General features: G+C 41.1%; 25 protein-coding genes and 1 pseudogene. 25 read left to right on the top strand and 1 reads right to left on the bottom strand.

Going from position 1 to position 26,652, the window contains the following annotated elements; genetic code table 11:
- Window positions 1-178 precede the first annotated feature (178 nt).
- From CWC03_RS02685 to CWC03_RS02590, 20 genes and pseudogenes are all read left to right on the top strand, one after another.
- Window positions 179-781, top strand: a pseudogene (locus CWC03_RS02685) (isocitrate lyase/phosphoenolpyruvate mutase family protein); the annotation flags it as partial.
- Window positions 782-1,190: 409 nt separating this feature from the next.
- The gene (gene mioC, locus CWC03_RS02680; protein WP_138580473.1) at window positions 1,191-1,628 is read left to right on the top strand and encodes an FMN-binding protein MioC; all 438 of its coding nucleotides are present in this window, start codon (window positions 1,191-1,193) and stop codon (window positions 1,626-1,628) included.
- 422 nt (window positions 1,629-2,050) lie between these two features.
- Entirely contained in the window at window positions 2,051-3,940 is a 1,890-nt protein-coding gene (gene mnmG, locus CWC03_RS02675; protein WP_138580472.1) for a tRNA uridine-5-carboxymethylaminomethyl(34) synthesis enzyme MnmG, read from the top strand.
- A gap of 15 nt (window positions 3,941-3,955) precedes the next feature.
- Window positions 3,956-4,576: a 16S rRNA (guanine(527)-N(7))-methyltransferase RsmG gene (gene rsmG / locus CWC03_RS02670; RefSeq protein WP_138580471.1), complete on the top strand. Its 621-nt coding sequence runs from the start codon at window positions 3,956-3,958 to the stop codon at window positions 4,574-4,576.
- Window positions 4,577-4,590: 14 nt separating this feature from the next.
- Entirely contained in the window at window positions 4,591-5,376 is a 786-nt protein-coding gene (locus tag CWC03_RS02665; protein ID WP_010376876.1) for a ParA family protein, read from the top strand.
- Window positions 5,377-5,391: 15 nt separating this feature from the next.
- A complete protein-coding gene (locus CWC03_RS02660) occupies window positions 5,392-6,342 on the top strand; it encodes a ParB/RepB/Spo0J family partition protein (RefSeq protein WP_138580470.1) in 951 nt (316 codons plus the stop codon).
- A gap of 289 nt (window positions 6,343-6,631) precedes the next feature.
- Window positions 6,632-7,012 carry an ATP synthase subunit I gene (locus CWC03_RS02655; protein ID WP_119232245.1) on the top strand — a complete coding sequence of 127 codons (381 nt, stop codon included), beginning with the start codon at window positions 6,632-6,634 and terminating at the stop codon, window positions 7,010-7,012.
- 15 nt (window positions 7,013-7,027) lie between these two features.
- Window positions 7,028-7,885: a F0F1 ATP synthase subunit A gene (atpB, locus tag CWC03_RS02650; protein ID WP_138580469.1), complete on the top strand. Its 858-nt coding sequence runs from the start codon at window positions 7,028-7,030 to the stop codon at window positions 7,883-7,885.
- 78 nt (window positions 7,886-7,963) lie between these two features.
- Window positions 7,964-8,197, top strand: a complete 234-nt coding sequence (gene atpE / locus CWC03_RS02645; protein WP_010376881.1) for a F0F1 ATP synthase subunit C — start codon at window positions 7,964-7,966, stop codon at window positions 8,195-8,197.
- Window positions 8,198-8,246: 49 nt separating this feature from the next.
- Window positions 8,247-8,717: a F0F1 ATP synthase subunit B gene (gene atpF, locus CWC03_RS02640; protein WP_010376882.1), complete on the top strand. Its 471-nt coding sequence runs from the start codon at window positions 8,247-8,249 to the stop codon at window positions 8,715-8,717.
- A 15-nt stretch (window positions 8,718-8,732) separates the two neighbouring features.
- Window positions 8,733-9,266, top strand: a complete 534-nt coding sequence (gene atpH / locus CWC03_RS02635) for a F0F1 ATP synthase subunit delta (protein ID WP_125253645.1) — start codon at window positions 8,733-8,735, stop codon at window positions 9,264-9,266.
- A 14-nt stretch (window positions 9,267-9,280) separates the two neighbouring features.
- Window positions 9,281-10,822, top strand: a complete 1,542-nt coding sequence (atpA, locus tag CWC03_RS02630; protein ID WP_128727187.1) for a F0F1 ATP synthase subunit alpha — start codon at window positions 9,281-9,283, stop codon at window positions 10,820-10,822.
- A gap of 52 nt (window positions 10,823-10,874) precedes the next feature.
- Window positions 10,875-11,735: a F0F1 ATP synthase subunit gamma gene (gene atpG / locus CWC03_RS02625; protein ID WP_138580468.1), complete on the top strand. Its 861-nt coding sequence runs from the start codon at window positions 10,875-10,877 to the stop codon at window positions 11,733-11,735.
- Window positions 11,736-11,767: 32 nt separating this feature from the next.
- On the top strand, window positions 11,768-13,153 hold the full coding sequence (gene atpD, locus CWC03_RS02620) for a F0F1 ATP synthase subunit beta (protein WP_138580467.1): 1,386 nt from the start codon (window positions 11,768-11,770) through the stop codon (window positions 13,151-13,153).
- A 13-nt stretch (window positions 13,154-13,166) separates the two neighbouring features.
- On the top strand, window positions 13,167-13,583 hold the full coding sequence (locus CWC03_RS02615) for a F0F1 ATP synthase subunit epsilon (protein ID WP_138580466.1): 417 nt from the start codon (window positions 13,167-13,169) through the stop codon (window positions 13,581-13,583).
- Window positions 13,584-13,888: 305 nt separating this feature from the next.
- Window positions 13,889-16,015: a winged helix-turn-helix domain-containing protein gene (locus tag CWC03_RS02610; protein WP_138580465.1), complete on the top strand. Its 2,127-nt coding sequence runs from the start codon at window positions 13,889-13,891 to the stop codon at window positions 16,013-16,015.
- A 1,139-nt stretch (window positions 16,016-17,154) separates the two neighbouring features.
- Window positions 17,155-17,337: a hypothetical protein gene (locus CWC03_RS02605; RefSeq protein ID WP_138580464.1), complete on the top strand. Its 183-nt coding sequence runs from the start codon at window positions 17,155-17,157 to the stop codon at window positions 17,335-17,337.
- Between the two features lie 89 nt (window positions 17,338-17,426).
- Window positions 17,427-17,996 (top strand): hypothetical protein, encoded by a 570-nt coding sequence (locus CWC03_RS02600; RefSeq protein ID WP_138580463.1) that lies wholly within the window; start codon window positions 17,427-17,429, stop codon window positions 17,994-17,996.
- A gap of 111 nt (window positions 17,997-18,107) precedes the next feature.
- Complete coding sequence (locus tag CWC03_RS02595) at window positions 18,108-18,809, top strand: ABC transporter ATP-binding protein (RefSeq protein ID WP_249313927.1); 702 nt, start codon at window positions 18,108-18,110, stop codon at window positions 18,807-18,809.
- A 123-nt stretch (window positions 18,810-18,932) separates the two neighbouring features.
- Window positions 18,933-19,958: an ABC transporter permease gene (locus CWC03_RS02590; RefSeq protein ID WP_249313926.1), complete on the top strand. Its 1,026-nt coding sequence runs from the start codon at window positions 18,933-18,935 to the stop codon at window positions 19,956-19,958.
- A 46-nt stretch (window positions 19,959-20,004) separates the two neighbouring features.
- On the opposite strand, the gene CWC03_RS02585 is transcribed toward CWC03_RS02590, so the two are convergent.
- On the bottom strand, window positions 20,005-21,084 hold the full coding sequence (locus tag CWC03_RS02585; protein WP_138580461.1) for a ParB/RepB/Spo0J family partition protein: 1,080 nt from the start codon (window positions 21,082-21,084) through the stop codon (window positions 20,005-20,007).
- A 712-nt stretch (window positions 21,085-21,796) separates the two neighbouring features.
- Here CWC03_RS02585 and CWC03_RS02580 point away from each other — a divergent pair.
- From CWC03_RS02580 to CWC03_RS02560, 5 genes are all read left to right on the top strand, one after another.
- Complete coding sequence (locus tag CWC03_RS02580) at window positions 21,797-22,033, top strand: hypothetical protein (RefSeq protein WP_010376902.1); 237 nt, start codon at window positions 21,797-21,799, stop codon at window positions 22,031-22,033.
- A gap of 30 nt (window positions 22,034-22,063) precedes the next feature.
- On the top strand, window positions 22,064-22,825 hold the full coding sequence (locus CWC03_RS02575; RefSeq protein WP_138580460.1) for a thioesterase II family protein: 762 nt from the start codon (window positions 22,064-22,066) through the stop codon (window positions 22,823-22,825).
- 101 nt (window positions 22,826-22,926) lie between these two features.
- Window positions 22,927-24,294, top strand: coding sequence for a TolC family protein (locus CWC03_RS02570; RefSeq protein WP_249313925.1), 1,368 nt, complete (start codon window positions 22,927-22,929; stop codon window positions 24,292-24,294).
- A 59-nt stretch (window positions 24,295-24,353) separates the two neighbouring features.
- Window positions 24,354-26,024: a hypothetical protein gene (locus CWC03_RS02565; protein WP_138580459.1), complete on the top strand. Its 1,671-nt coding sequence runs from the start codon at window positions 24,354-24,356 to the stop codon at window positions 26,022-26,024.
- A gap of 130 nt (window positions 26,025-26,154) precedes the next feature.
- Window positions 26,155-26,646: a VOC family protein gene (locus CWC03_RS02560; RefSeq protein WP_010376909.1), complete on the top strand. Its 492-nt coding sequence runs from the start codon at window positions 26,155-26,157 to the stop codon at window positions 26,644-26,646.
- Window positions 26,647-26,652: the final 6 nt, after the last annotated feature.

Raw genomic sequence — 26,652 nt, 5'->3', positions numbered from 1 at the left:
CCAGCCCGTTTTAGCGCTACCTGCGTTGAATTCACTTCCAATAGCCAGCTATTGGTGCGTAAATTCGCCTAGCTATCCCCAAAACTCTCTGGCTAGACAAGGAAATAATTTAATATGATTTTAAAAATAATGAGTTAGCTCATTTCTTATCCAAACCTCAGGTTAAAAAGATGGAGAACAACTCACATTTGACCGTGTACTACAAACAGTAAGTGCCATTCTTAAGGTGATCACTATTCCATTAAGTGTTGATATTGAGGCAGGCTACAGCGCGGATCAAAATCAGATCATCAACCATATTATCCAATTGGCCGACCTTGGCGTTGCAGGTATCAATATTGAAGACAAGCCCAGTCACCAGAACAGCTTACGCGATATAAAGGCACACCAAGCGTTATTGCAGGCAATCAAACAAGCTTTACGTCATGGCGGTTGCGATCTTTGCTTACAACCACAGTGGACTGAAGCGGCGCTGCATGAGCGTGCACTCGCCTATCAAGCAGCAGGTTGCGATGGCTTTTTTATTCCCGGTTTAACCAACACCACCATGATAAAACACCTAACAGCCCTGCTTTCAATTCCAGTTAATGTGATGCTGTTGCCCGGATTTAGTGATAAACAGGCGTTAGCAGAGTTAGGAGTCAAACGTATCTCATCGGGTAATGCTCTCAGCGATCATCTGATTGCACTACAAGAATCAGCCACCAGAAGGCTGCTCGAAGAACATGTTGTAGACTTCTTATTTGAACAATCAGTCCGCACAACTTGGCTGTCAAACTAAATTAATCCCAAGATCTGACCGTTTTTTTAGATTCTTTTATTATATGGATCTAACTATATAGATCTAAAAGTCTGGATCGACTTCCAGCTTTTAGATCGTTATCCACAACACCTCATCCACAACCTCAAAATTTGTTCAAAAGCAGCGGAGATCTTACCGTTTCAAACATGCGCCTTGGCTTAAAAAAGTATTTTTAGGCTCAGCTATCCCATAGATTATCCACAAATAAATCACCGAGTTAAACTTAGGAATATTTTATTTTCTGCTTTCATTTCATATAGATAAGTAAAAACACTAAAAATTACACACTATTTGTGCAAATATTTTTATCCAATAACCTCAAAGCCCTCTTTACATATTCACGTTAAACGCTAAGATGGCGCGCAATACGACTTAGGTGAGGGTAACAATGCAAAATTTAGATCTTATTGTAGGCAGCCAAATGGGATCAGCAGAATACGTTGCTGAACAGCTTATGGAATCGCTTGAATCTCAAGGTTATACCGTGAATTTGCATGAAAAACCCGAGCTTGAAGCTTGTCAACAAGCACTGTGGCTGGTGGTGACATCAACCTATGGGGCCGGTGACTATCCAGAAAACTTATTACCTTTTATATCAGCGTTAAACGCGAGCTCGGATCTAAGCCAGTTACGCTTTGCGGTTGTGGGAATTGGTGATTCAAGTTATGACACCTTTAATCATGCAGCTATTAATCTTGCTGATCTACTTAAAGAAAAAGGTGCGACACAGTTGTTAGACATTGAAAAGATCGATGTTTTACACCCAGATCTACCAGAAGATACCGCTATTGCTTGGTTACCTAAGTTTGTTGAATGTGTCGCTTAACGCTGCAACATTGAAATACACAGAAGTTATTCACAAATTCAGTCTATTTTAGATCGTATTGTGGATAACCTATGATCTAACTGCTGATCTACGCTTACTTATCCATTGGATAAAATAATTCAGATCTCGCCATGTGAATAAAGTGGCAAGTTGATCAAAGGTTTTAAGCCCGTTGATCCGATCTAATTCACACCAATTGATCTTAGTTAAGCAGTTGGATCTAAACAGGAATACAAAACTATTCACAGATCAAAGGATCAGTAGTAGTAAGATCAATAAAGATCTTTAAAAAGATCCTTATATATTTTAAGTGATCTCTTTTTTGCGTTGTGCAAAGTTTAACCATTTCACTTCTGGTTAATTCTAGGTAGAATACGCATCCTTTCTAAATTTGCTCGGTTGTTTTAAGTAGGATCCCGTAAATGATTTATCATGAACATTTTGATGTCATCGTTGTTGGTGGTGGACACGCAGGCACTGAAGCTGCACTTGCAGCTGCACGTATGGGTATGAATACCTTATTGTTAACACACAATATGGATACCTTAGGCCAAATGTCGTGTAATCCAGCTATTGGTGGGATTGGTAAAGGTCATTTGGTTAAAGAGATCGATGCGCTTGGTGGTGCAATGGCCAAAGCAATCGACAAAGGTGGGATCCAATTTAGAACGCTTAATTCATCGAAAGGCCCAGCGGTACGAGCGACTCGTGCTCAGGCAGATCGCGCATTGTATAAAGCTGCGATCCAAGACATTTTGCAACATCAAGAAAACTTAAAGATCTTCCAACAATCTTGTGATGATCTGATTGTTGAAGGCGATCAGGTCAAAGGTGTCGTAACTCAAATGGGTTTACGCTTTAGTGCTTCTTCAGTGGTGCTAACGGTTGGTACTTTCTTGGGTGGCCAGATCCATATTGGTTTAGAAAACTTTAAAGGCGGCCGTGCTGGCGATCCTCCTTCTATCGCTTTAGCTGAGCGTTTACGGGAAATGCCGTTTCGAGTTGATCGCCTAAAAACGGGTACACCACCACGTATCGATGCAAGAACGGTAGATTTTTCAGTGATGCAAGAGCAACCAGGCGATACCCCTACTCCGGTTTTCTCGTTTATGGGCAAAGTGTCTGATCATCCAAAACAGATCCCTTGTTATATCACCTATACCAATGAAAAAACCCATGATGTGATCCGCAAGAACTTACATCGTTCGCCGATGTATGCTGGCGTGATTGAGGGGATTGGTCCACGTTACTGCCCTTCAATTGAAGATAAAATTGTGCGTTTTGCTGATAAAGAAAAGCATCAGATCTTCGTAGAACCTGAAGGTTTAACATCATACGAGCTATATCCTAATGGTATCTCCACCAGCTTACCATTTGATATCCAACTGGAGATCGTGCGTTCTATTAAAGGCTTTGAGAATGCGCATATTTGTCGTCCTGGCTATGCAATTGAGTATGACTTCTTCGATCCTAGAGACCTAAAGCAATCATTAGAAACTAAGTTTATCAATGGCTTATTCTTCGCAGGTCAAATAAACGGTACAACCGGTTATGAAGAAGCTGGCGCACAAGGGTTGATTGCGGGTATGAACGCAGCTCTTCAAGTTCAAGGCCGTGAAGCATGGACACCGCGCCGTGATGAAGCTTATGCTGGCGTGTTGATTGACGACTTAGCAACTTTGGGTACAAAAGAACCTTATCGTATGTTTACCTCTCGTGCTGAATACCGTTTGTTACTGCGTGAAGACAATGCGGATTTACGTTTAACGGAAAAAGGTCGCGAATTAGGTTTAGTTGACGATGAACGCTGGGCTGCATACAACGATAAACTTGAAATTATGGAGCAAGAAGCACAGCGTCTGCGCAATACTTGGATCCATAAAGATCACCCTGCACTTGAAGCGGTAAACGAACTGCTGAAAAAGCCACTAGTACGCGAAGCCAGTCTTGAAGATCTGATCCGCCGTCCAGAGGTGAATTATCACGACCTGATGGCAATTGAAGGGTTAGGATCTGAGTTTGATAATATTCCAGCCCTTGAGCAGGTTGAGATCCAAACTAAGTACGCCGGTTACATTGCGCGTCAACAAGATGAGATTAATAAGCAGCTTCGTCATGAAGAGACATTACTGCCTGCTGAGTTTGATTATGGCCAGGTAAGCGGCCTGTCAAATGAGGTTGTGGCAAAGCTAAGTGATGCTCGTCCACAAACGATTGGCCAAGCTTCACGTATTTCTGGTATCACCCCTGCTGCTATTTCGCTATTATTAGTGTATCTGAAAAAGCAAGGGCTATTACGTAAGTCGGCGTAATAGCAGTGGAACACTGTGTTATTAGAACAATTGAATGAATTACTCGCTGACACCTCAATTGAGCTCAGCGAACAACAAAAGCAGCAGTTGGTCGAATATGTCCAGCTGCTGGATAAATGGAACAAAGCCTACAACCTCACATCCGTTCGCGACCCTAAAGAAATGATGGTAAAACACATCATGGATTCTTTGGTTGTTGCGCCACACCTAACGGGCAGTAACTATATTGATGTTGGCACCGGACCGGGTTTACCGGGTATGGTTTTAGCGATAGCTAGACCGGACATCAATTTTGTTCTTCTTGATAGCCTTGGTAAAAGAGTTCGATTTTTAATGCAGGTAAAACATGGGCTTGGCATTGAGAATGTAACCCCTGTGCAGTCTCGAGTTGAAGAATATCAGCCAAGTGTTAAATTAGACGGTGTACTCAGCCGTGCTTTTGCATCACTACAAGATATGATCCAGTGGTGTTCACATTTAATCGATAACCAAGGTGTATTCTTAGCACTGAAGGGTCAATACCCTGCGGATGAGCTAAAACACCTACCAAACGGCGTGAGTTTATCGCAAGATATTAGTTTAGTGGTGCCCAAGCTTGAAGGTGAGCGCCATTTAATCATTCTTTCTAAAGATTAATTGTCGAGGACAATGTGGCAAGAGTCATTGCAATAGCAAACCAAAAAGGTGGTGTTGGTAAAACAACCACTGCGGTGAATTTAGCCGCGTCCATGGCGGCGACTAAACGTAAAGTTCTGTTGATCGATCTCGATCCCCAAGGCAATGCAACCATGGGCAGTGGCGTCGATAAATACGCCGATGTCGCTACGGTCTATGATCTGTTGATCGAAGAAGCGCCAATGGATCAAGTGATCACCACAGAAACCAGTGGTGAATATCATTTGATCGCAGCCAATGGAGATGTAACCGCGGCAGAAGTCAAACTGATGGAGTTGTTTGCGCGTGAAGTGAGACTACGCAACGCCCTTGAGACGATAAAAGATAAATATGAGTATATATTCATCGACTGTCCACCTTCATTAAATATGCTAACGGTAAATGCCATGGCTGCCGCCGATGCGGTTTTAGTTCCGATGCAGTGTGAATATTATGCACTGGAGGGGTTAACGGCTTTAATGGACACCATTACCCAACTCGGTAAGTTGGTGAATCCAGGATTGCAAATTGAAGGCATTTTACGCACTATGTATGACCCGCGTAATCGTTTAGCTAACGACGTATCTGAGCAGTTAAAACAACACTTTGGCGATAAAGTGTACCGGACTGTGATCCCTCGTAATGTTCGGTTAGCGGAGGCGCCAAGTTTTGGAGCGCCTGCGATGTATTATGATAGAGCATCAAGCGGTGCGAAAGCTTATCTAGCGCTAGCGGGTGAAATGCTAAGGCGCAAAGAAAAACAAGCCGCTGCGGTTGCCTAAGAGGATAAAAAGAACATGTCGGTTAAAAAACGTGGTTTAGGCCGAGGGTTGGATGCCCTACTCAGCTCAGCTAAACCTAATCCAAGTGCTGCGGCACCTGTGCCTAATCAAGAAGAAGTAGTTGCGACTGTCAGTGAAGCGCCTGCTGAAGCGCCTGCTGAATCGGCGGTTGAACAAGAGTTACAACGATTACCTATTGAGTGGCTGAAGCCGGGTAAATATCAGCCGCGTAAAGATATGTCTGAACAAGCACTTGAGGAGCTGGCCAGTTCGATCCGTTCACAGGGGATTTTACAGCCTATTGTGGTGCGTAAAGTTGCCACGCAAAGCTTTGAAATTATTGCCGGTGAAAGACGTTGGCGTGCGGCACAGTTGGCAAAGCAAGATACCGTTCCTTGTTTAATCAAAGACGTGCCGGATGAAGCGGCTGTTGCGATTGCGCTTATTGAAAACATTCAGCGTGAAGACCTCAATGCAATGGAAGAAGCAATTGCTCTAGATCGCTTGCTAAATGAATTTGAACTCACGCATCAGCAAGTTGCCGATGCGGTGGGTAAATCGCGTACGACGGTCACCAATTTACTTCGTCTCAACAATCTCAACGATGATGTAAAAATCTTGTTAGAGCATGGCGACATAGAAATGGGCCATGCTCGTTGTTTACTTGCCCTAACTGGGGAGGCGCAATCTGAAGCGGCAAGAACCGCTGTGGCCAAAGGGTTAACCGTAAGAGAAACTGAAAAACTGGTTCGTACCATTTTAGAGCCTGTTGAGAAAAAAGAAGCGAAGCAAAAGGATCCTGATGTGAAGCTACTTGAACAGCAATTACAGGAAAACTTAGGCGCAAAAGTTGAGATCAATTACAACCAAAAAGGCAAAGGTAAACTGGTTATTTCCTACGCTAGCTTGGATGAGCTTGATGGTATTTTGGGGCGTATTAACCCTGAAATGAATGAAGCTGACTAACTATAAACTTAACTACTTGTCTAATACGTGAATGCGGTGCTTTATTTTGCGCCGCTATTTCCTTACCGATATGCTGCGAAATATCGAGAATACTAATAACTTTGATGGAAAAGTAGCCACTCTTGCATAGGCTTTAATTTAAGCTTTCCTCCCTAACAAATTTTGACCTATTTGGCGTCCAAAAAGCGTCACATTTCGTCTCGTCAAGTTGCAAATTAAGCAGAAACAAGTATAATTTCGCCAGTTTTCATACCCTGATAAAATTTAACGCCATTAAGGTTAATATAAAGTGACTCATTCGTTAGCCCGCCCATACAGGCGAGCCGCATTACAAGGTGTTTTGATTCAGGGTATCGTAGCATTAGTCGCTGCAGTAATCGTTTTTATAGGTTGGGGAGTACAAGCCGGAGTTTCAGCATTCGCTGGCGGTGCTGTGTTGGTACTCCCTAATTTTGTATTTGCTGCTTACGCCTTTCGATTTATGGGTGCGAGCAAAGCAAATCAAGTATATTCCTCGATAAAACGAGGAAATGGATTAAAATTTTTGCTAACTGTTGTGCTCTTTGCACTGATTTTTAAGCATTTTTCAGTAATGATGCTGCCTTTTTTTGGCGCGTATATGCTCGTGATGCTGACACAATGGTTGGTCCTGATTTTTTTTAATCATTAACTTTTGGGATAAAACATGGCTGCAGAAGAAGTTACTCTATCAAGCCATATTCAGCACCACTTGACCAATGCCAAGATGTGCTCGACCGATGCCGGTCTTGCCTTCAACAAAGCATGTGCGGATAGTGGTTTCTGGACATGGCATGTAGATACCCTCGCATGGTCAATCGGTTTAGGTCTGATATTTTTATGGATCTTCCGAAGTGCCGCTAAAAAATCCACTATAGGTGTTCCTGGTAAATTCCAGTGCTTTATCGAAATGGTTGTTGAGTTCGTTGGTGCCAACGTACGTGACACATATCACGGTAACAGCAAGTTAGTTGCACCTTTAGCCCTAACGATCTTCGTTTGGGTATTCCTAATGAACTTGATGGACTTAGTTCCAGTTGACTTCCTACCTGCATTCGCTGGCTTTGTTGGTGAACAAGCATTTGGTATGGATCCACACGATGTGTACATGAAGATTGTACCTACAACAGATTTAAACATGACAGCGGCACTGGCGCTAGGCGTGTTTATTCTGATGATCGGTTATTCTATTAAAATCAAAGGCATCGGTGGCTTTATTGCAGAATTAACATTGCACCCATTTAGCTCTAAAAACAAACTAATGATGGCTGTGTTGATCCCGTTTAACTTACTACTTGAAACAATCGCATTGGTTGCTAAGCCGTTCTCGCTAGCACTACGTTTGTTCGGTAACTTATACGCAGGTGAGATGATCTTCATCCTTATCGGTGCAATTGGTTTGATGCAGTTACCACTGCACTTCGTGTGGGCAGTATTCCACATTATGGTAATCGTGCTGCAAGCATTCGTATTTATGATGCTGACTATCGTTTACCTCAGCATGGCTAGTACAGAGAGTCACTAATTAGCTGAATAATAAAGATTTTTACAACTTAAATTTAAACTTAAACTTTAATTTACTATTAAAACTTTGGAGATAAAAATGGAAATCGCAGTTGCTATTAAACTTATCGCTGTTGCACTACTAATCGGTTTTGGTGCTATCGGTACTGCACTAGGCTTCGGTAACATGGGTGGTAAGTTCCTAGAAGCATGTGCTCGTCAGCCTGAGCTTGCGCCTTCACTACAAGTTAAAATGTTCATCCTAGCTGGTCTTATCGATGCCGTTGCAATGATCGGTGTAGGTATCGCTATGTACATGTTGTTCGCTCTTTAATATTGCAAAATACCTGAAACGAACAACTGTCAAGTAAGGAGGAGCGGTCGTGAACTTAAACGCCACTCTAATAGGTGAATTAATCGCATTTGTGGTCTTCGTATGGTTCTGTATGAAGTTCGTATGGCCACCACTAAATGGTGCGATTGAAGCTCGCCAAAAGAAAATTGAAGATGGTTTAGCAGCATCTGATGAAGCTGAAAAAGAACTTGAGCGCGTACGTGCACAAGGCGCTGAACAGCTGAAAGAAGCGAAAGCACAAGCGGCTGAAATCATCGAACAAGCTAAGAAGCGTGCTGCGCTAATTGTTGACGAAGAGACAACTCGTGGTCAGCAAGAGCGTGAAAAAATCATTGCTCAGGGACACTCTGAAATTGAGTCTGAGCGCAACCGTGTGAAAGAAGAGCTGCGTTCACAAGTCGCTGCACTTTCTATCGCAGGCGCTGAGAAGATTTTAGAGCGTGAAATCAATCAAGCCACACACAGTGACATCGTTGAAAAACTTGTCGCTGAGCTTTAAGCAGGGGGTATGAGCATGTCTGAATTGACTACTATCGCTCGCCCATACGCTAAAGCGGCTTTTGAACTTGCCGTTGAAAAAGGCACAGTTGAAGCTTGGAATGAAATGCTGTTCTTCGCTGGTCAAGTTACCAGCGATGAGCAGGTTCAGGCACTACTAGGTAGCATTGCTACTGAAACACAGCAGTCTGAAATCATTATCAAGTTATGTGCAGAGCAACTCAACGAACAAGGTCAAAACCTTATCAAGCTGATGGCCGAAAATGAGCGTTTAGCTGCCATTCCAGCTGTTGCAGAATTGTTTGCTGAATTTAAAGCAGATTATGACAAAGAAATCGAAGTAGATGTGGTTTCGGCAACAGCGCTTGCGGATGATGCGCAAGCAAAATTGGTCGCGGCACTTGAGAAACGTTTCGCACGCAAAGTTAAGCTGAATTGTAGCATCGACGAAGCCATTGTAAGTGGCCTTGTGATTAAAGCCGGTGACACCGTAATTGACGGTTCTGTTCGCGGCAAATTAGATCGTCTTGCGACGTCGCTACAATCGTAATTGGGAAAAAGAGCATGCAACTTAATTCCACAGAAATTTCTGCACTGATCAAGCAACGCATTGAGCAGTTTGAAGTTGTAAGTGAAGCGCGTAACGAAGGTACTATCGTATCTGTTACCGACGGTATCATCCGCATCCACGGTCTTGCTGACTGTATGCAGGGTGAGATGATCGAGCTTCCTGGCAACCGTTATGCTATCGCACTAAACCTTGAGCGTGACTCAGTAGGTGCTGTAGTAATGGGTCCATACGCTGACCTTAAAGAAGGCGTAAAAGTTAAATCAACAGGTCGTATCCTTGAAGTACCAGTAGGCCGTGGCCTACTAGGTCGTGTTGTTAACACACTTGGTGAGCCAATCGACGGTAAAGGCGCTGTTGATAACGATGGTTTTGAACCAGTTGAAAAAATCGCACCTGGCGTAATCGAGCGTCAATCAGTAGATGAGCCAGTACAAACTGGTTATAAGTCTATCGATGCGATGATCCCAGTTGGTCGTGGTCAGCGTGAGCTTGTGATCGGTGACCGTCAGACTGGTAAAACAGCACTAGCAATCGATGCTATCATCAACCAAAAAGACACAGGCGTTAAGTGTGTGTACGTAGCGGTTGGTCAAAAAGCGTCAACAATTGCTAACGTAGTACGTAAACTAGAAGAGCACGGTGCACTTGCAAACACTATCGTAGTAGTTGCTTCTGCATCAGAATCTGCAGCGCTACAATTCCTAGCGCCGTTCTCTGGTTGTACTATGGGTGAATACTTCCGTGACCGCGGTGAAGATGCACTAATCGTATATGATGATCTGTCTAAGCAAGCTGTTGCTTACCGTCAAATCTCACTACTACTTAAGCGTCCACCAGGTCGTGAAGCATACCCAGGTGACGTATTCTATCTTCACTCACGTCTTCTAGAGCGTGCGTCACGTGTAAACGCTGACTACGTTGAGAAGTTCACAAATGGTGAAGTAAAAGGTAAAACAGGTTCATTGACGGCATTGCCAATCATTGAAACTCAAGGTGGTGACGTTTCTGCATTCGTACCTACCAACGTTATCTCAATCACTGACGGTCAGATCTTCTTGGAAACTGACTTGTTCAACGCAGGTATCCGTCCAGCGGTTAACGCTGGTATCTCGGTATCTCGTGTAGGTGGTGCAGCGCAAACTAAAATCGTTAAGAAACTAGGTGGTGGTATCCGTCTAGCGCTAGCTCAGTACCGTGAACTAGCAGCGTTCTCTCAGTTCGCTTCTGACCTTGACGATGCAACGCGTGCACAGCTTGAACACGGTGAGCGTGTAACAGAGCTAATGAAGCAGAAACAGTACGCACCAATGTCTGTTGCTGATATGTCATTATCGCTATTTGCAGTAGAGAAAGGCTTCTTAAAAGGCATCGAAATCAACAAAATCCTTGATTTTGAAGCAAGCCTAATCGCATTTGCTAAGAGCGAGTACGCAGAGCTAATGGCTCAAATCAATGAAACTGGTAACTACAACGCCGAGATCGAAGCGCAGCTTAAAGAACTTCTAGAGAAGTTCAAATCTACGCAAACTTGGTAATGTGTTATTAAGGTGAGTAGGGTACTACTCACCGAGATTCGGAGAGAGAGTCATGGCCAGCGGAAAAGAGATAAAAAGCAAGATCGGGAGTATCAAGAATACTCAAAAGATCACCAGCGCAATGGAGATGGTTGCCGCTTCTAAAATGAAGAAGGCACAAGAACGCGTAGCGTCTAGTCGTCCATACGCTGAAAACTTACGCAAAGTGATCGGTCGTGTTGCTCAGGCTAATCTTGATTTCACTCACCCGTTCTTACAAGAACGTGAAGTGAAGCGAGTTGGTTATATTGTTATCTCTACTGACCGTGGTCTATGTGGTGGTTTGAACTCAAACGAGTTCAAAAAAGTAGTAAGAGACGCAAAAGCGTGGAAAGACAAAGGGGTTGAGGCGACGTTCGCAGCTCTGGGCAGCAAAGCTGCTGGTTTCTTTAAACGTTTTGGTGGTGAACTAGAAGCCAAGAAGACCGGGTTAGGAGATGCACCTTCGGTTCAGGATGTTATTGGTCCTGTAAAAGTAATGCTGAAAGCATTTGAAGAAGGCAAAATTGACCGCTTATTCGTTGTGTATAACCAATTTGTCAACACAATGAAACAAGAGCCTGTTATCGATCAGTTATTACCTTTGCCAAAAGCTGAAGAAGATGTATCAGCTCACGCTTGGGATTATCTATATGAGCCAAGCCCAGAGGCGATTTTAGAGACACTACTTGTGCGCTTTATTGAGTCTCAGGTCTACCAAGGTGTAGTTGAGAATGCTGCCTCTGAACAAGCTGCCCGTATGGTTGCGATGAAAGCCGCAACTGACAACGCAGGTGGCCTGATTGATGAGCTACAGCTGGTATACAACAAGGCACGTCAAGCCGCAATCACACAAGAGATTAGTGAGATTGTGAGCGGTTCGGCTGCCGTATAACGCTTCGGCAAAGTTTAATAAGAGGAATAGACATGAGTTTAGGTAAGGTCGTCCAAATTATCGGCGCCGTTGTGGACATCGAGTTTCCACAAGACAACGTGCCAGCCGTATATGACGCACTAAAAGTTACAGAAGGCGACTTAGTTGGTTTGACACTAGAAGTGCAACAGCAGCTAGGTGGCGGTGTGGTACGTGGTATCGCACTAGGTAGTACTGACGGTCTACGCCGTGGTACTCCAGTACAAGGTACAGCTGAGCCAATTAAGGTTCCAGTTGGTACCGCAACACTAGGTCGTATCATGAACGTACTTGGTGACGCGATTGATGAAGCAGGTCCTATCGGTGAAGAAGAGCGTTGGTCTATCCACCGTTCAGCACCAACATATGAAGAGCAGAGCAACTCAGTTGAACTTCTAGAGACTGGTATTAAGGTTATCGACCTTGTATGTCCGTTCGCTAAAGGTGGTAAAGTTGGTCTATTCGGTGGTGCGGGTGTAGGTAAAACCGTAAACATGATGGAACTTATCCGTAACATCGCAATCGAGCACAGCGGTTACTCAGTATTCGCAGGTGTTGGTGAGCGTACTCGTGAGGGTAATGACTTCTACCATGAGATGAATGACTCAAACGTACTAGACAAAGTATCGCTAGTATACGGTCAGATGAACGAGCCACCGGGTAACCGTCTACGTGTTGCACTAACTGGTCTTACAATGGCTGAGAAGTTCCGTGACGAAGGTCGTGACGTACTATTCTTCGTAGATAACATCTACCGTTATACACTAGCAGGTACTGAAGTATCAGCACTTCTAGGTCGTATGCCTTCTGCGGTAGGTTACCAGCCTACACTAGCTGAAGAAATGGGTGTTCTACAGGAGCGTATCGCATCAACTAAGACAGGTTCAATCACTTCAATCCAAGCGGTATACGTACCTGCGGATGACTTGACTGACCCATCTCCAGCAACCACGTTTGCTCACTTAGATGCGACAGTAGTACTTTCTCGTGATATCGCGTCTCTTGGTATCTACCCTGCGGTAGATCCTCTAGATTCAACTTCACGTCAGCTTGACCCACAGGTTATCGGTCAAGAGCACTACGACACAGCGCGTGGCGTTCAAACTGTTCTACAGCGTTATAAAGAGCTGAAAGACATCATCGCTATTCTAGGTATGGACGAGCTATCTGACGAAGATAAGCAAGTTGTATCTCGTGCACGTAAAATCCAGCGTTTCCTATCTCAGCCATTCTTCGTTGCTGAGGTATTTACAGGTGCACCTGGTAAATACGTATCTCTTAAAGACACAATCTCTGGCTTTAAGGGTATCTTAAACGGTGATTACGATGATATGCCTGAGCAGGCATTCTACATGGTTGGCTCAATCGACGAAGCAGTTGATAAAGCTAAAAACATGTAATTAGGAGGTTGTTATGGCAATGACAGTACACCTTGACGTAGTAAGTGCAGAGCAGAGTTTATTCTCTGGCGAAGTGGCTACGATTCAAGTGACAGGTAGTGAAGGTGAGCTTGGTATTCACCCAGGCCACGCGCCACTACTGACTGGCCTAAAACCTGGTATGGTACGTTTGGTTAAAGCTGATAGCTCAGAAGAAGTTATCTACGTTGCCGGCGGTACGCTTGAAGTTCAACCACAAACAGTCACCGTTCTTGCGGATGTGGCTATTCGTGCGGATGAAATTGATGAGCAAGCTGCTGAGAGCGCTAAACGTGAAGCGCAGGCGCAATTAGCTTCAGGCACTGCAAGCGAGCTGGATTACCAGCGTGCAGCATTGCAGCTTGAAGAAGCTCTTGCTCAACTACGCCTTCTACGCCAGCTGCGAAAATAAGCAGCCGCCTATCTGGTTATCAAAAACCCACGCATTGCGTGGGTTTTTTTATACTTTACTATAAAGCACATAAAATTAACTTAAATTTAAAATTGAGCACTATTTGTTTACTAATTGAACTATTTCTAGTTCTTTTTTGTGGGTTTTATTTTGTATTTTGGTATTAAAGTACTTGGTTGTAATTTGTCCAATTTGTAAAGTTGATGTTTTTTTTGTTCTTTTTTTATCTGTTTGTAATAAGTAGTTGTTTTCAATGTGTCATTATATAAAATTAAGGAATTAATAATAATTACATTGCGCTCATCATGAATGAAGTAAATTTTCCCAGAAAGGTAAAAGAAGTGAAGTTTGGCGAGTGGACACTAGATCCGCGACGTCAATGCATATCCGATGGGGAAGTCGAGCGTGAATTAGAGCCTCTTTTATTCAATATCCTTTGTTACTTGGCAATTAACTGCGATCAGATCATCACACGGCAGGATTTAATTGATGATGTTTGGAGACAGAATTACGTTGATGATAATGCCATTAACAGAGCAATGTCTGAGCTTCGTAAAGTACTCAAGTCAGATAGGCAAAAAGGAACGATAGTTAAAACTCACTATCGTAAGGGTTACAGCTTCTTTGTTGAGCCTATTGTTATTTATCATGAAGAAAGTGATGTTTATGAGGCATCAGCTACTAAGACCGAAGTTCCATTAGTTATAGAAACTGATCCGCTTAAGCCTAAAAACTCAAAGTTTGCTTTCGCAGCGATTTTTAGTTTTGTTCTGATCTGCCTTGTCGGGTTCGGATATTTTTATTCAGCATCAGAAGAGAATAAGCAACACGTCATACCTGAGTTTAAAAATAAGCACTATGAAGAACAGGCTTTATCCTGGATGGACGGTCAGTACAATATTTTACTTTTATCTCCAGATAAAAATTATGCAGCGTTCTCTTTTATTCCTGAAGGACAGGACAAAAGTTATTTGGTTGTTAAAGATTTAAGAGATGGTAAAGAGCAGCGCGTTGGAGAAGCGAAGTTTCATTACTTTCCAATGGGATGGGCATCAGATAGCTCTTTCTTGTTTTACCGAGTAATCGATGTTGCCAATAAGAGTTGTAAAGTATGGAGAATAAGTCGAGATTTTAGTTCAAGTAATAGTCCGTTATTTGATTGCGAATTGCGTATTACATTCGGTACGGGGGTTGGAGACAACTCTTTCATTTACACAAAAAGCAACTATCGAAATAGGGACGAGCTATCGGCATTGGTAAACCGAAACTTACTCACCGGCGAAGAATTTCAAATAACTTCTCCAAATATCAATTCACATGGTGATCATTTTTTACATTACTCTGAGGCACTCGATAGCGTATTTTTTGAACGTCGTCAATTAGGGTACTCTGAATTGTATATGACAGGCTCAGAGGGTGGAAACCTTGTAAAGCTGTATGAATCAAAAAGCCGAATTTGGTCTGCAAATTATGATAGTTCCAGAAATACATTAATTTGGATGCAACCTTTTGAAAAGAAGATTTATGAATACTCTTTGACCTCAAAACAGCTGATTAATACGATCCAAGTTTTAGGGGAAAGTCGCTATTCCAGTTATCAATCTATTGACTGGAAAAATATGCTTGTGGTGGGTTATCCATATTTGCACCAACTAAACGAGCTTGATATTGAGAGCTTAACTTTTACGGAGCTGCAAAAAGAAATAGCCTATCACAGATCTTCTTCACCGAAAGAAAATGGATATTTCGCTGTTGCTGTGGAGAATGGTAAGTCAACATTGTTTGAGTTGGATCTTGAAGGCGCTGTTGTTGCGAGCCGCCTTTCTGTTGAAGAGCCATTTGATGTGGAAACTCGAAAAGGATTTGATGAAATATTGTTGAAGTTTCAAGATCGCCTAGAAGTCTATAATACTCAAAGTTGGAAGTTAGAAGAAAGTATTCAGACTTCGGGGAGAGTAATATCGGCGGAATTTTTACATAATGGTGATATTGCGTATGTAACGGAGAATAAGTCAAAAAATAAAGCATTTATTTACTCAAAGGCAAGCGACCTTGTTTCGACATTGCCCGTTCAAGATGCTTTATGGTTATCATCTATTAGCAAAGATCTCTACGTTTCTTTATCAACTAAAGACAAAGTGGAAGTTTTTGATCGTAATCTTGGTGAGTCAATTGCTAAAATCCCTTTATCAAAGGCATTTAGTAAACACAAATTAACCGTTGCTGGGAATATGATATATCACACTGATGGATACAATATTTACCAGATCGATTACCAGTCCAAACAAAGTACCAAATTGATATTCACCTTACCAAGCCAAGGCACGATTAAAGGAATAGAGTTTCATGAAGGGAAGCTGCTCGTTGATGTGATTAAACCTATCAATAACCACTTATTTCAACTTAAATATGAAGAGACAGCGGAGCACTAGTCTTGATTAACTAAGCAGGTATTGGCAACTCAGTAAAAGACCTTTATGTGCATAGTATGCGGGATGTTGCCATTAATAAAATTTAGCCCCTTAAGAACTTTTATTGGTTGTAGTCTAATAAACCTGAAGTTTGGATAAGTGCTTAAGTAACCCATTATTTAAAAATTGCATTAGATTGCTTCTTTAGCTAGTCAGAGAGTGTTGGAATAGGTCCACGCTCGCATTCTGTCACCAGCCGACTACCGACCCCCTCATAGGCAAGGCGAATTTACGCACCAATCGCTGGCTATTATTGTTGGGAGTGAACTCAACGTAATTAGCGCAGAAACTGGACGCTTGGAAGGCATTAATATCCGAAGATTAGGTTACCTTATGCCATAAGCATAATGTATATAGCTTAAGCTAAACCTATACTTCTCCCCAGTAAGCCCATCAGTTGTAAATAACTTCACTCTCCCTCCTACGATCTATGAAAGCAAGTACTTAAACTGAAGTTTGGATAAGGAATGAGCTAACTCATTGTTTTTAAGTCCACATTAAATTATACCCTTAGCTAGCCAGACAGTGTTGGGAATAACACCGCTTCCACGTCCTGCTCTCGCTAAGGTACCTACATCCTGTAGGCAAGGTGGAAGTGAATTCAACGCAGTTAGCACTAAAACTGACTGCTAGAAGGGCGGTTACTTACTTCTTATCGAGATGGCAAGTTTTTGTACTTAATGACGAGCGATTCGAAAGGGTTTTCACATCGTTAGCATGAAATTGGTTGTTTGAGGAATCCACCATCAAAGCTCAGTCTACTTCCACATTTACGATGAGTGGGGCTACCTAATCTGTTGGACTTCAGATCGAATAGCTAGATAGACACCAATTTTTATAGGTTTCTGCTCCACTTTTAGAGCATTTCATCGATTAACCGCGGTTTTAAACATTACCAGTATGATATCTGTTCCGAATGTTTTTTAAAACCTTTAAATTCAAAGTGTTACATAGGAATCTTATATCAAAAATAAGCTTTGATAATTACTAATTTTCATGCCTCTTAGCTATTGTAATTAGGCACCCAGATGATTCAGTCATTACAAGTGTGAACATAAAAACTAAAAAATAAATACAACAAGAAGCTAAGGAATATGACGATGCTGTTAACACTAAAAAAGAAACAACTTAAAAAGCTTTCAAATACCAAAGGTATTGAACTTCTTCACACCCGTAAGATTGCAGGCGGGGCTGTACCTAATCCACCTCAGGAAAATAATGGTGCTGAAGAAGGCACGAATGAAGCAATTACACATGACTTTACTAGCTACACAACAGGTTAACCACAGTTATTCAGCACCACAAAGGAACTGGAACCTGAGCAGGTAGGAAAAGCAAGTTACTATTTTATCTTAACATCAAGGAGAACGTATTGAGTTCCATTAGTTTGGCACCGCTATTGATGCTGACATCATCACATTTGATAGGGAATATTCAAGTCACAAAACCAGCGGAGGTATTTTATTACTTTCAAGAAGACGCTTTAGTTGTTGAATTTCCTGTGAAACCAGGAGAGCGTGTGAAAGAGGGGCAAACATTATTGAAATATAAATCAGATCATGGAGCGCAAATTAAGGATGTGAGAGCGCAAGAGGATGGATTTGTAAAATTTATCATGGGGAATGATGAATTGAACAAAGAGGTAAAAGTAGGATCTTTGGTTTCAATTATCTCTAGCTCTAAAGTATTGGCAGTCGTCGATCTTCATATGGCGCAGTATGATCAAACACAGATTGATGGATCATTTTGGCTTTGCTTGAATAATGAAGAAGTGGAACTCACTGTGACAAAGTTTACAGGAGAGCATCTGCTCACGACATTCGAGCTGCCCTCTTATAATAGCCAGTTGCTTGGGCTTGATCCCCAGCAAGAAGTTAATTTTTATTTTGATAAAGCAGATTGCATAAAATCTCGTGGAATCAATATTGCGGAACATAAGTGAATTTGCAGTAATCTATAAAGTTACTTGATAGGTGCAGCAGGTGCCAACCATGCTTTACATTGTTATGAGCACATCACTTACAAGTTGAAACGATAAAATGGAGGCAAAAAAGTGACGATTGAACTTGAGAATTTAGGTCGGAAGTTTCAATCTGGATTGCTTGAAACAACGGCGCTACACGAAGTGAGCCTACACATCAATCAAGGAGAGTTTCTAGCCATAATGGGGCCATCTGGATGCGGAAAATCAACCCTATTGTCTATTTTGGGGATGCTTGATAAACCAACTTCTGGGAGGATACATTTTTTTGGCCATAATATCGTTGAATACAATGAAAGGCAGTTAGCCGAATTACGAAGAGGTTCTGTTGGTTTTATTTTCCAGAGTTTCAATTTGATTGACGAGTTAAGCGTATATGAAAATGTAGAACTGCCGCTACTCTACCAAAACACTCCTGTTGCACTAAGAAAGGAAAAGGTTGAAGCAGTACTAAAGCGTGTTGGTATGAACCATCGAGCTGAGCACTTACCTACCCAGTTATCCGGTGGACAACAACAAAGGGTTGCAATTGCAAGGGCACTAGTTACCGAACCTAAAGTGATCTTAGCTGATGAGCCCACAGGGAATTTAGATTCCAACAACAGCACAGAAATTTTGCAGATGTTGCAAGCATGCAATCGCGCAGGTGCAACTATTATCATGGTCACTCATTCTGAAAATGAAAGTGATTTTGCCAGTCGGAAAATACGATTGCTTGATGGCCAAGTTATGTTAGATATCAATAATGTAAATACATTACCAGGAGTTGCATAACACGTCGTTTGTGTTTCGTCCTTCGATAAACACATTTTTCATGGCACACAAGGAACTGTTGTCAATGCTCAGGAAAGCAAAGAATTATGCCTTAACTTAAGCATGGCAATAGGAAGTAGTAAGTTGGAAAGTGCATCGATCACCTCTCGTATCTTCAAGCCGTTCACGATTGGCTATTTTATATTTAACTTTGTATGTCTCGTTACGGGCTTTACAATAATTACACTTTCAATTTTGATTACTCAGTCTACAGAAGTTTTTTTATTTCAAGTATTAGGTGTAGGCTTCAGTGGTATAGTATTGATAGTTGTATTGTTAAACTCTCTCTGTACAAATTTGGTGTACGTTAAGTCAAGAGCTAGAGAAATGACCATCCGAAAAATCTTGGGTGCGAGTCAAGTAGATCTCATTAGCTTGTTTTTACTTGAAAGCGTGTTTTTCACATTTCTTGCTGGTTTAGTTTCTTTGGTGTTAATTGAATGCTTTGCTTTGTACTTTAGCGCTTTTACATTAGGTTTGACCATTCAACCTTACTCCGTTTCAACGATATGCTGTTTACTATTAATCATGTTTTCAGTTGTTTTTATCTCTAACATTTATCCAGCTATCCTTGCTGCATCTGTTGATTACTCTCGTGTACTTGCTCGCAAGTCATATCCCGTGCTGCAATGCCGCATAGCTAACCTTGTATTTCTAATACAAGGTGTGACGGTGAGTTGCATAGCAGTAATAATGGGTCATGGCTGGGAATATATGGCTAAAGATGTTCAACTAAAGGCTTTTGAGCACTTAGTAAAGCCAAGTATATTGTTGTTAATGGTGATAGCTTATGCTTCTATTTTGAATATGTTACTAAGCTTAATCACTCATAAAAAAGTTGAAGTGTCTGCACATAAGTTGGCTGGAGCTTCGTGTCAAGAAATTGTAAATTTGACAGTAAGAAACTTTTTTAAAACTTGCCATCCTCATTGGGGAATATACTTCCTAATTACATGCTGGTTATTGATAACATTACTATTCGGGTTGGAGCTAAATTATGGTCGCTGGTTACTCTTTAGTATTTTTGCGATACTAAGTTTCATTGCATTAGCTTGGCTCTGTATCGTTGCCTTTTGTTGTTATAGTTACTACCAAAAGCGAGAGTTTTGAAGGCTCGTACAATCCTTATCAAGCCTTGCTTCACTGGGTGTATTACTTACTCTTTTATCTCTCGTGAGTTTATACACTTAATTAATTGCGTGATGGCATCATTGACACTTTGGCTGTCTTGCCAGTTCAATTGTTCCCAATCTATCTGGGTATCTAGTGTCGACACATCAGTGAATAATAGGGTTTTAAGCACATCTGGAGAAGAAATTCCTTTTATGTTGAACGCTTTTGGTTTGGTTGAACTTGGTTTCTGCCCCGTGAGTTTTTGTTTTATTACTTCACCGATATGCTTTCTATCCGTCAGATTTAATTGGGTTTTTTGGTGTTTCTCTTTGTAATCACTTTCGATGCTTAGTACGATTTTTTTTGCACTGACGAAAGAGTGAGATAAGCCTTTTTCGTAAGCATTGATAACTTCAGGGTATCTAGTTAGAACATTGTAATTATCAAAAGCACCCATCGAGATACCCAAGTTTTTAGCTTTGTCTCTTACAGTTAGCTTCTTTTCACCTACTTTCAGCCGTGCTTGATCAAGTGTATCTATTTCCCTCATCGCAGATAGAAATGCCTGAAGCTTACCGTATTGAGGTAGATCTTCTCGGCTGGCATTTTCTTGAAACTGTTTTACCTTGGCTAGTAGTGGCTTCCTCTCGTAGACTTTAAATTGTGCAACATGGCCAAAACCATATGCGAAAACAAGAGCAAAGAATCGCCGATGGCCTGTTAGAATTTGGTATCTGCCATCTGCTACAGGATAAACGGTTGGCGCCTGGATCATTTCTGAGACTGCGATGTTTTCACCTAACTCGACAATTGATTCTATAGTTGAGTTCGCTTTCTTCCATTCTGGACTACCATATTTTAGGCAGTTAATGATGCAGGATTTTCCTATCAAGACATGATCTTCAGCTTGATATATCTTACTTAGTTGATTTTTGGATATATTACGTGTCACAAACTGTTTGGCGTGTTCATCCTCCAAAAAAATACATGGTAGAAACCTAGCATTTGATGCATCAGGGGTGATTGAACTGAGAAATAACGATTGATATTCGTATGTCTCTGAGTGAAACAGTTCTTTATTGTTCACGTTGGATAAAATAAGTTGTTCTAGTTTTTCAGACATTGAAATTATGCTCAATTAAGTAATTAAAAGTGGAATACAACAGGTCTGGTAGCGATAGACTGAGCGCATAAAAACAACTGCAAGACCAAGTTTGGTATACGTTGCGTATTACGTATCTGCTTTAGACCTAAAAATGAGGATTCCAATATTTTGATTCATTGTAGCAAAGCCGATTTAGTTAGGCTACTACCTAAATTTATTCACTGCTACGAAGCATCTCTTTTTAGTTTCGATTATTATTCTTTTTGAAAATTGAAAGCCAAAATTGACTAGATATTTTGGTTTAGTGATGGTGATAAGATTTGCTCTTTCAATAACTTTCATTGTTAAGTATTTGAAATGTATGGATATGTTTTTATTGTTTTTGAGTTTGTGAACGATGGCTGCGCACTATTTTTTAGTGCTTATAAATACGCGTAATATTGAATAAATTATCATAATTCAGTGCAAAGTCGCGCTGTTCGTGGCTTTGGACAGGTTTTTAGTACAAATGCTAGCACTTTTACAGCAATTATTATTTCATTAGATTCTTAAAAAATAAAAAATATCTATAAGATTCATATTGTTATGATTTTTGTTCTACGAGGTTTAATAACATTTCATAATTACCAAAAGTGCTGGATTAGCTGTAATGTTTGTGTTGTCGAAACGGTGAGGCATTTCAATTAACAGCTTCACTATATTTGTGTAATGAAGCAGAGGTGTAGCTGAAATGTTCGATAAAGCAGAAGAAAAACAATACGTAAAACTCTACAACAAGACTAAGGGGCGCAGCATGCCAATTGCGAAATCGTTATCAAGCAAAGAATTACAACTTATTAAATGGGCATATGAGCAAGGTTATTCTCGCGGCAAAGTTGATGGTTTAGATGGCGTCTTTTTACAATCTCAAGCTGTGAGCCTTCAATTGGAGATGGATTTAGAGCAATTGAGTCAGCAACTTAATTAAATGCTTAAAGTGTTTCTCGGGAGTATATAGATGAATAAATGGTATGTAACGCCAAGTCCAAGACCCAAGGCTACTGTTAAACTAATATGTTTTCCTTACGCAGGAGGAAGCGCTGGTTCGTTTAGTTCCTGGCCCAAATTATTGCCTGATCATGTTGAGGTGCATATTATTCAACTACCAGGAAGAGGTGCGCACTTTGATAAGGCTCCAATAGACAACATGGATGAGTTGATTGATGGGCTTGTTCCAAATATTAGCCACCTGTTATCTAATGATTATGTGATTTTTGGTCATAGTTTGGGGAGTCGTATCGGTTTCGAAGTTGCACGAAGAGCATTAGCGCTTGGGTTGAGAGCGCCACAACATTTTTTTGCATCAGGTAGTGCAGGTCCTCAGCGACAGTGTTTCAAAGATAGAGTTTATGAATATGCAGATCCAGAGTTTATGTTGGAGCTAGAGAAAATGAATGGTACACCCAAGGAAATATTGGAGCATCGTGAACTGATGGAACTATATTTACCCATGCTTCGTGCTGATTTTAAAGTGGCTGGGCAGTATTCATATCAAGGCAAAACCACAATTCCCTCTGCGGTTACAGTGTTTTATGGGAAAAAGGATGCGGTATCAACGAAAGAAATTGAAATGTGGGCCGATTTATTCCTTGAGTTTGATTGTCATGCTTTTGAAGGGGGGCACTTTTTTATCGATACTCACTCAACGCAAGTTATCGATAAGCTAAATACATTTTTCGAGGAAACCTTTCTCTCTCGAGAAGTTGAGGCTGCGTGTTAATTCCAATGTAGCCAATAGGGCTATTACTGAGTAGTTAACCATCATTTTGAATTCAAAGTAATGTCTCACTCGTGAGATGTATGGTGTTTTTGGAGGTTTCGTTGAAACTTAAAATAATATGTCTATGTACTGCCTTCTCTTTGTGTAGTGAGGCACATGCAGATTTGTTGCTCGATCTCTATAAAAAAGGAGCTGAAAAAAATTTAGCTGTGAATGCTGAACAATCAGCTTACCTTGCGGGGATTGAGGGGGAAAAGCAATCTTTTGCGCAGTTTCTACCTAATTTAAAACTAACGGCTAATGTAAGATACACAGATCAAGAGAGTTGGTCTTCAAGTGATAATTTGCTACGTTATCAAGTAGAGCAAAAATCGACAACGGATAGTCGACAAGTAGAACTAAGTGTCGACCAGTTATTATTCGATCTATCTACGTATCATAACTTCAAAGCGAGTGAGCTCAATACGGTACAAGCAAAAGTTCGGTTCCAAAAAGCCGTATCTAACTACACAAATGATTATTTGGTTGCTTATTTTGAAGTTGTAAAAGCACGAGAAAAGTTATTGTTTATCCAGGAAACGTTAGGTGCTTACGCAGATCAGAATAACATTATAAACAGCCGATATGCTTTTGGACTGGTTAAGATCAGTGAAGTGAAAGAGTCTGAATCTCAACAGTTAAAAGTTAAAGCGCAGGAAGCTCTGGCGCAGAATGACTTAAGCATCGCATTTGAGAGGTTGTCACTCTTAACTCAAACAGAAGTAAGTGCCATACAAGTGCTAACAGCTGAAGTGCCCGTTTTACATCAGCCTCAGCAAGAATTAGCCACTTTAAAAAATAAGTACGAGAAAAACCTCGATTATAAGTTAGCTGTGTTGGATCAAAGTGTCGCAGATCGAAAGTTGAAAGCGCAACAGTCAAAGCATTTACCGACGGTAACGGGGCGATTGAGCTACACTGATAATGATGACGACAATACGTATAACTATAAAGTTGCAGATTCACTCGAGAGACGTGGCTGGAACGCAGGTGTTTATCTAGAAATGCCACTTTATAGTGGAGGTGCAACAAGTTCTGCGAGTGAAGCTGCGAAATTGTCTGTTGAGCAAAAGCGTTACTTAAAGCAGCTGAAGGGTCATGAAGTGAAGCAGCAAATAATTGCAAGCTTTAGTACGTTAAATGCCATGCACAGTTCAATTATGGCAAATGGTGAGGCTGTTAAAGCTGCTGAACTTGCTTTGAAAAGTGCTGAAGATGAGTACTTTACTGGAGTTGGGCCGTTCTCACGAGTGTTAGATAACCGAGCAAAGCTGTTATCAGAAAACTTAAGTTTAATTCAAGATAAATATGACTATATGGCACGGTTTGTCGCTTTGAAGGAGCTTGTTGGTGAATTAACTATTGAGGAAGTTAGTTACTTTAGCAATTTATTTGGCGGTGAGATCGCACATAAAAGCAATATCAAATAACACGGAATAAAGAAGCTGCAAACGTGGCTTTGCAGTAAATAACTAGGAGAATCGCTATAATGAAATACATCTGGCTAACGTGTGCGTTGGCAACATTATTAGGTTGCTCAGATGAGCGCTATGATGAGCAGCAAGTCGCGCAACAGAAAAAAGAAATCAGCTTGCAAAATGAACTAGATCTTGTTGGGGCATGGGAGAGTGAGGATCTCAAAATTGAGTTTCATGGTAGTCACTATAACCGTGTATTTCCAAATCAACTGGTTCAACAATCGCAAGTTAAAACTGGACGACTTATAGAGGATGGGAAAACTAAGCAATTCCACTGGAGTTTAGATGGTGGTAGCGGTGTGATAACTGTCAACATGATAAATAGTACATGTACCATTATTCCAATTGATTATTGTGAAGTGGCATCGCGCAGGTCAATTGAGCTAACAGGATCTGATATTACTACAGCGCAATGGGCCATTAAGTTAGACAGTGATCTGGATGGTGTAATAGATGAAACGATGGAAGCGAAATTAACGAGGGTAGACTTGAGTGCAATGAGCACATACAGTGGTAAGTTGTTTTTTAAGCAATCGAAGAACTTTGATCGTCCACTAATCGCAGAATTTGCTGATAATCAGTTGAATATTATCTTACCCATAAGTGCATTCACAACGCATTTATACGGTACTTTTTCTGGCGACTTGGCAGCTGCTGAAGACATGATTTCACTGGAAGTAAAAGATAGAAACGATATTACAGAGAAAGTCTATTTTAAAGTATCCGATAATGCTGATAGGCTATTAGAAGTCAAGACGACATTAAGTGATGTTACTTTAAGAAAAGGGATTGGCACCGGTTTCATCATTGATTATAAGATTCAACGAGAGATTAAATTACCGAATGACTTAACAGCGGACATGCTGGATTTGTCTCAATTCAAAAAGTCTCAGTATTATACGACGGTATTTAATGAAGTGGTGTCTCTCAATAATGGTATGAGTATAGATTTTGATACAACATACTACTCAAAGATACCTGCAGGGTTCGCTCACACAGCTGATGGAGCGGGAAGCGAAATCACTTTTAATATTGATAATACAGGAGTGATAGCTTATACCGATCCAAGTAATGTAACACAACACAACCAGCAGTCGTTTCATTGGCAATATAAAGATGACCAAGAAATACAAATTGAATTTGCCAATGGCGCAACCTGGAGTATGGGATTCACGGGCAATGTACTAGGTGGAAAGACCGTGGTTTTATACAACGAAGGACATGACACCATAAGCCATGACTTTTTGAATCGTGGTTATGTTGACCCAATGGCAATAGTTCCTGGTCAATTTAAGCTAGAAAATACTGATTTATCACAGGTTGATGTAACTTTTAAAGATAATGGTGAGATTGTGATCCAAGCTGGGCCAATTAGCCTAGGAGGCTTTTGGGAGATGACAGAGGAGGGAGACATTATTAGCTTTGAATGCGATACCAAAGACGGAGCCATTATTACAGAGCTAGCACATTGCCGGGAGCTGATGGCACAAGTTAGCAGCGAAGACAACCAACTAAAGTTTGGGCATATTCGAAAGTTTACTTTTCTGCATCAAGAAGGAAATAGTTTGGTGTCAAGCTATAACGCGACTGCATGGGGTGGACAATTTACTAGAGGTGATAATGTTGAGCACTTCAACTGGGTATATCGTTGGACTCGTGTTGGAGATGATCACAGTGAATAAGCTTTACAACACATTTCTTAATTTGAGTGATTAGCCACTTAAGTAAAGAAAGTAACATAAAAATCAAAACTCACGTTAGTTTAACTGGCAGCTAGTTATCCGCCGGTATGTGTGAAAAAGGAAAATAACAATGAAATACATATTAGACCATACGACTCGTATTGATCATCTTGCTATCGCAGTCCGAGACTTAGATCAAGCCGTTGACTTCTATTGTGGGATACTCGGTTTCGAATTACTAAAACGTCGCGAAGTAGAAGGTAAGTTTTCTGGCATGTTAGCTGCTGAACTGTGTGGCAACGGTTTCAATATAGTCTTAGTGCAAGGAACTAGTGAGGCCTCACAGGTATCACGCTTTGTGAATGAATACGGCCCAGGTGTGCAACATGTTGCTATCGAAGTGGAAAATCTGGAAGAAACTCGATATCGCCTGCTTGATGCAGGGCTGGCATTTTCTACCGATGTTATCTTTGGCGACCAACTAAAACAAATCTTTACACTAAGAGATAAGAACTCGGGAACTATGTTTGAATTTATCGAGAAGAAACAGCAAACGTCACAATTTGAAAAAACCAGTATTCAGAACTTATTTGAACAGTTAGAGCGTGCCGGGGCGTATTAAGAGGTT

Source organism: Pseudoalteromonas sp. S2755, from assembly GCF_005886535.1.
In the GTDB taxonomy this organism is placed as follows: domain Bacteria; phylum Pseudomonadota; class Gammaproteobacteria; order Enterobacterales; family Alteromonadaceae; genus Pseudoalteromonas.
Note: the sequence above shows the minus strand (reverse complement) of the source record. Positions and strands in the feature narration are given on the sequence as shown.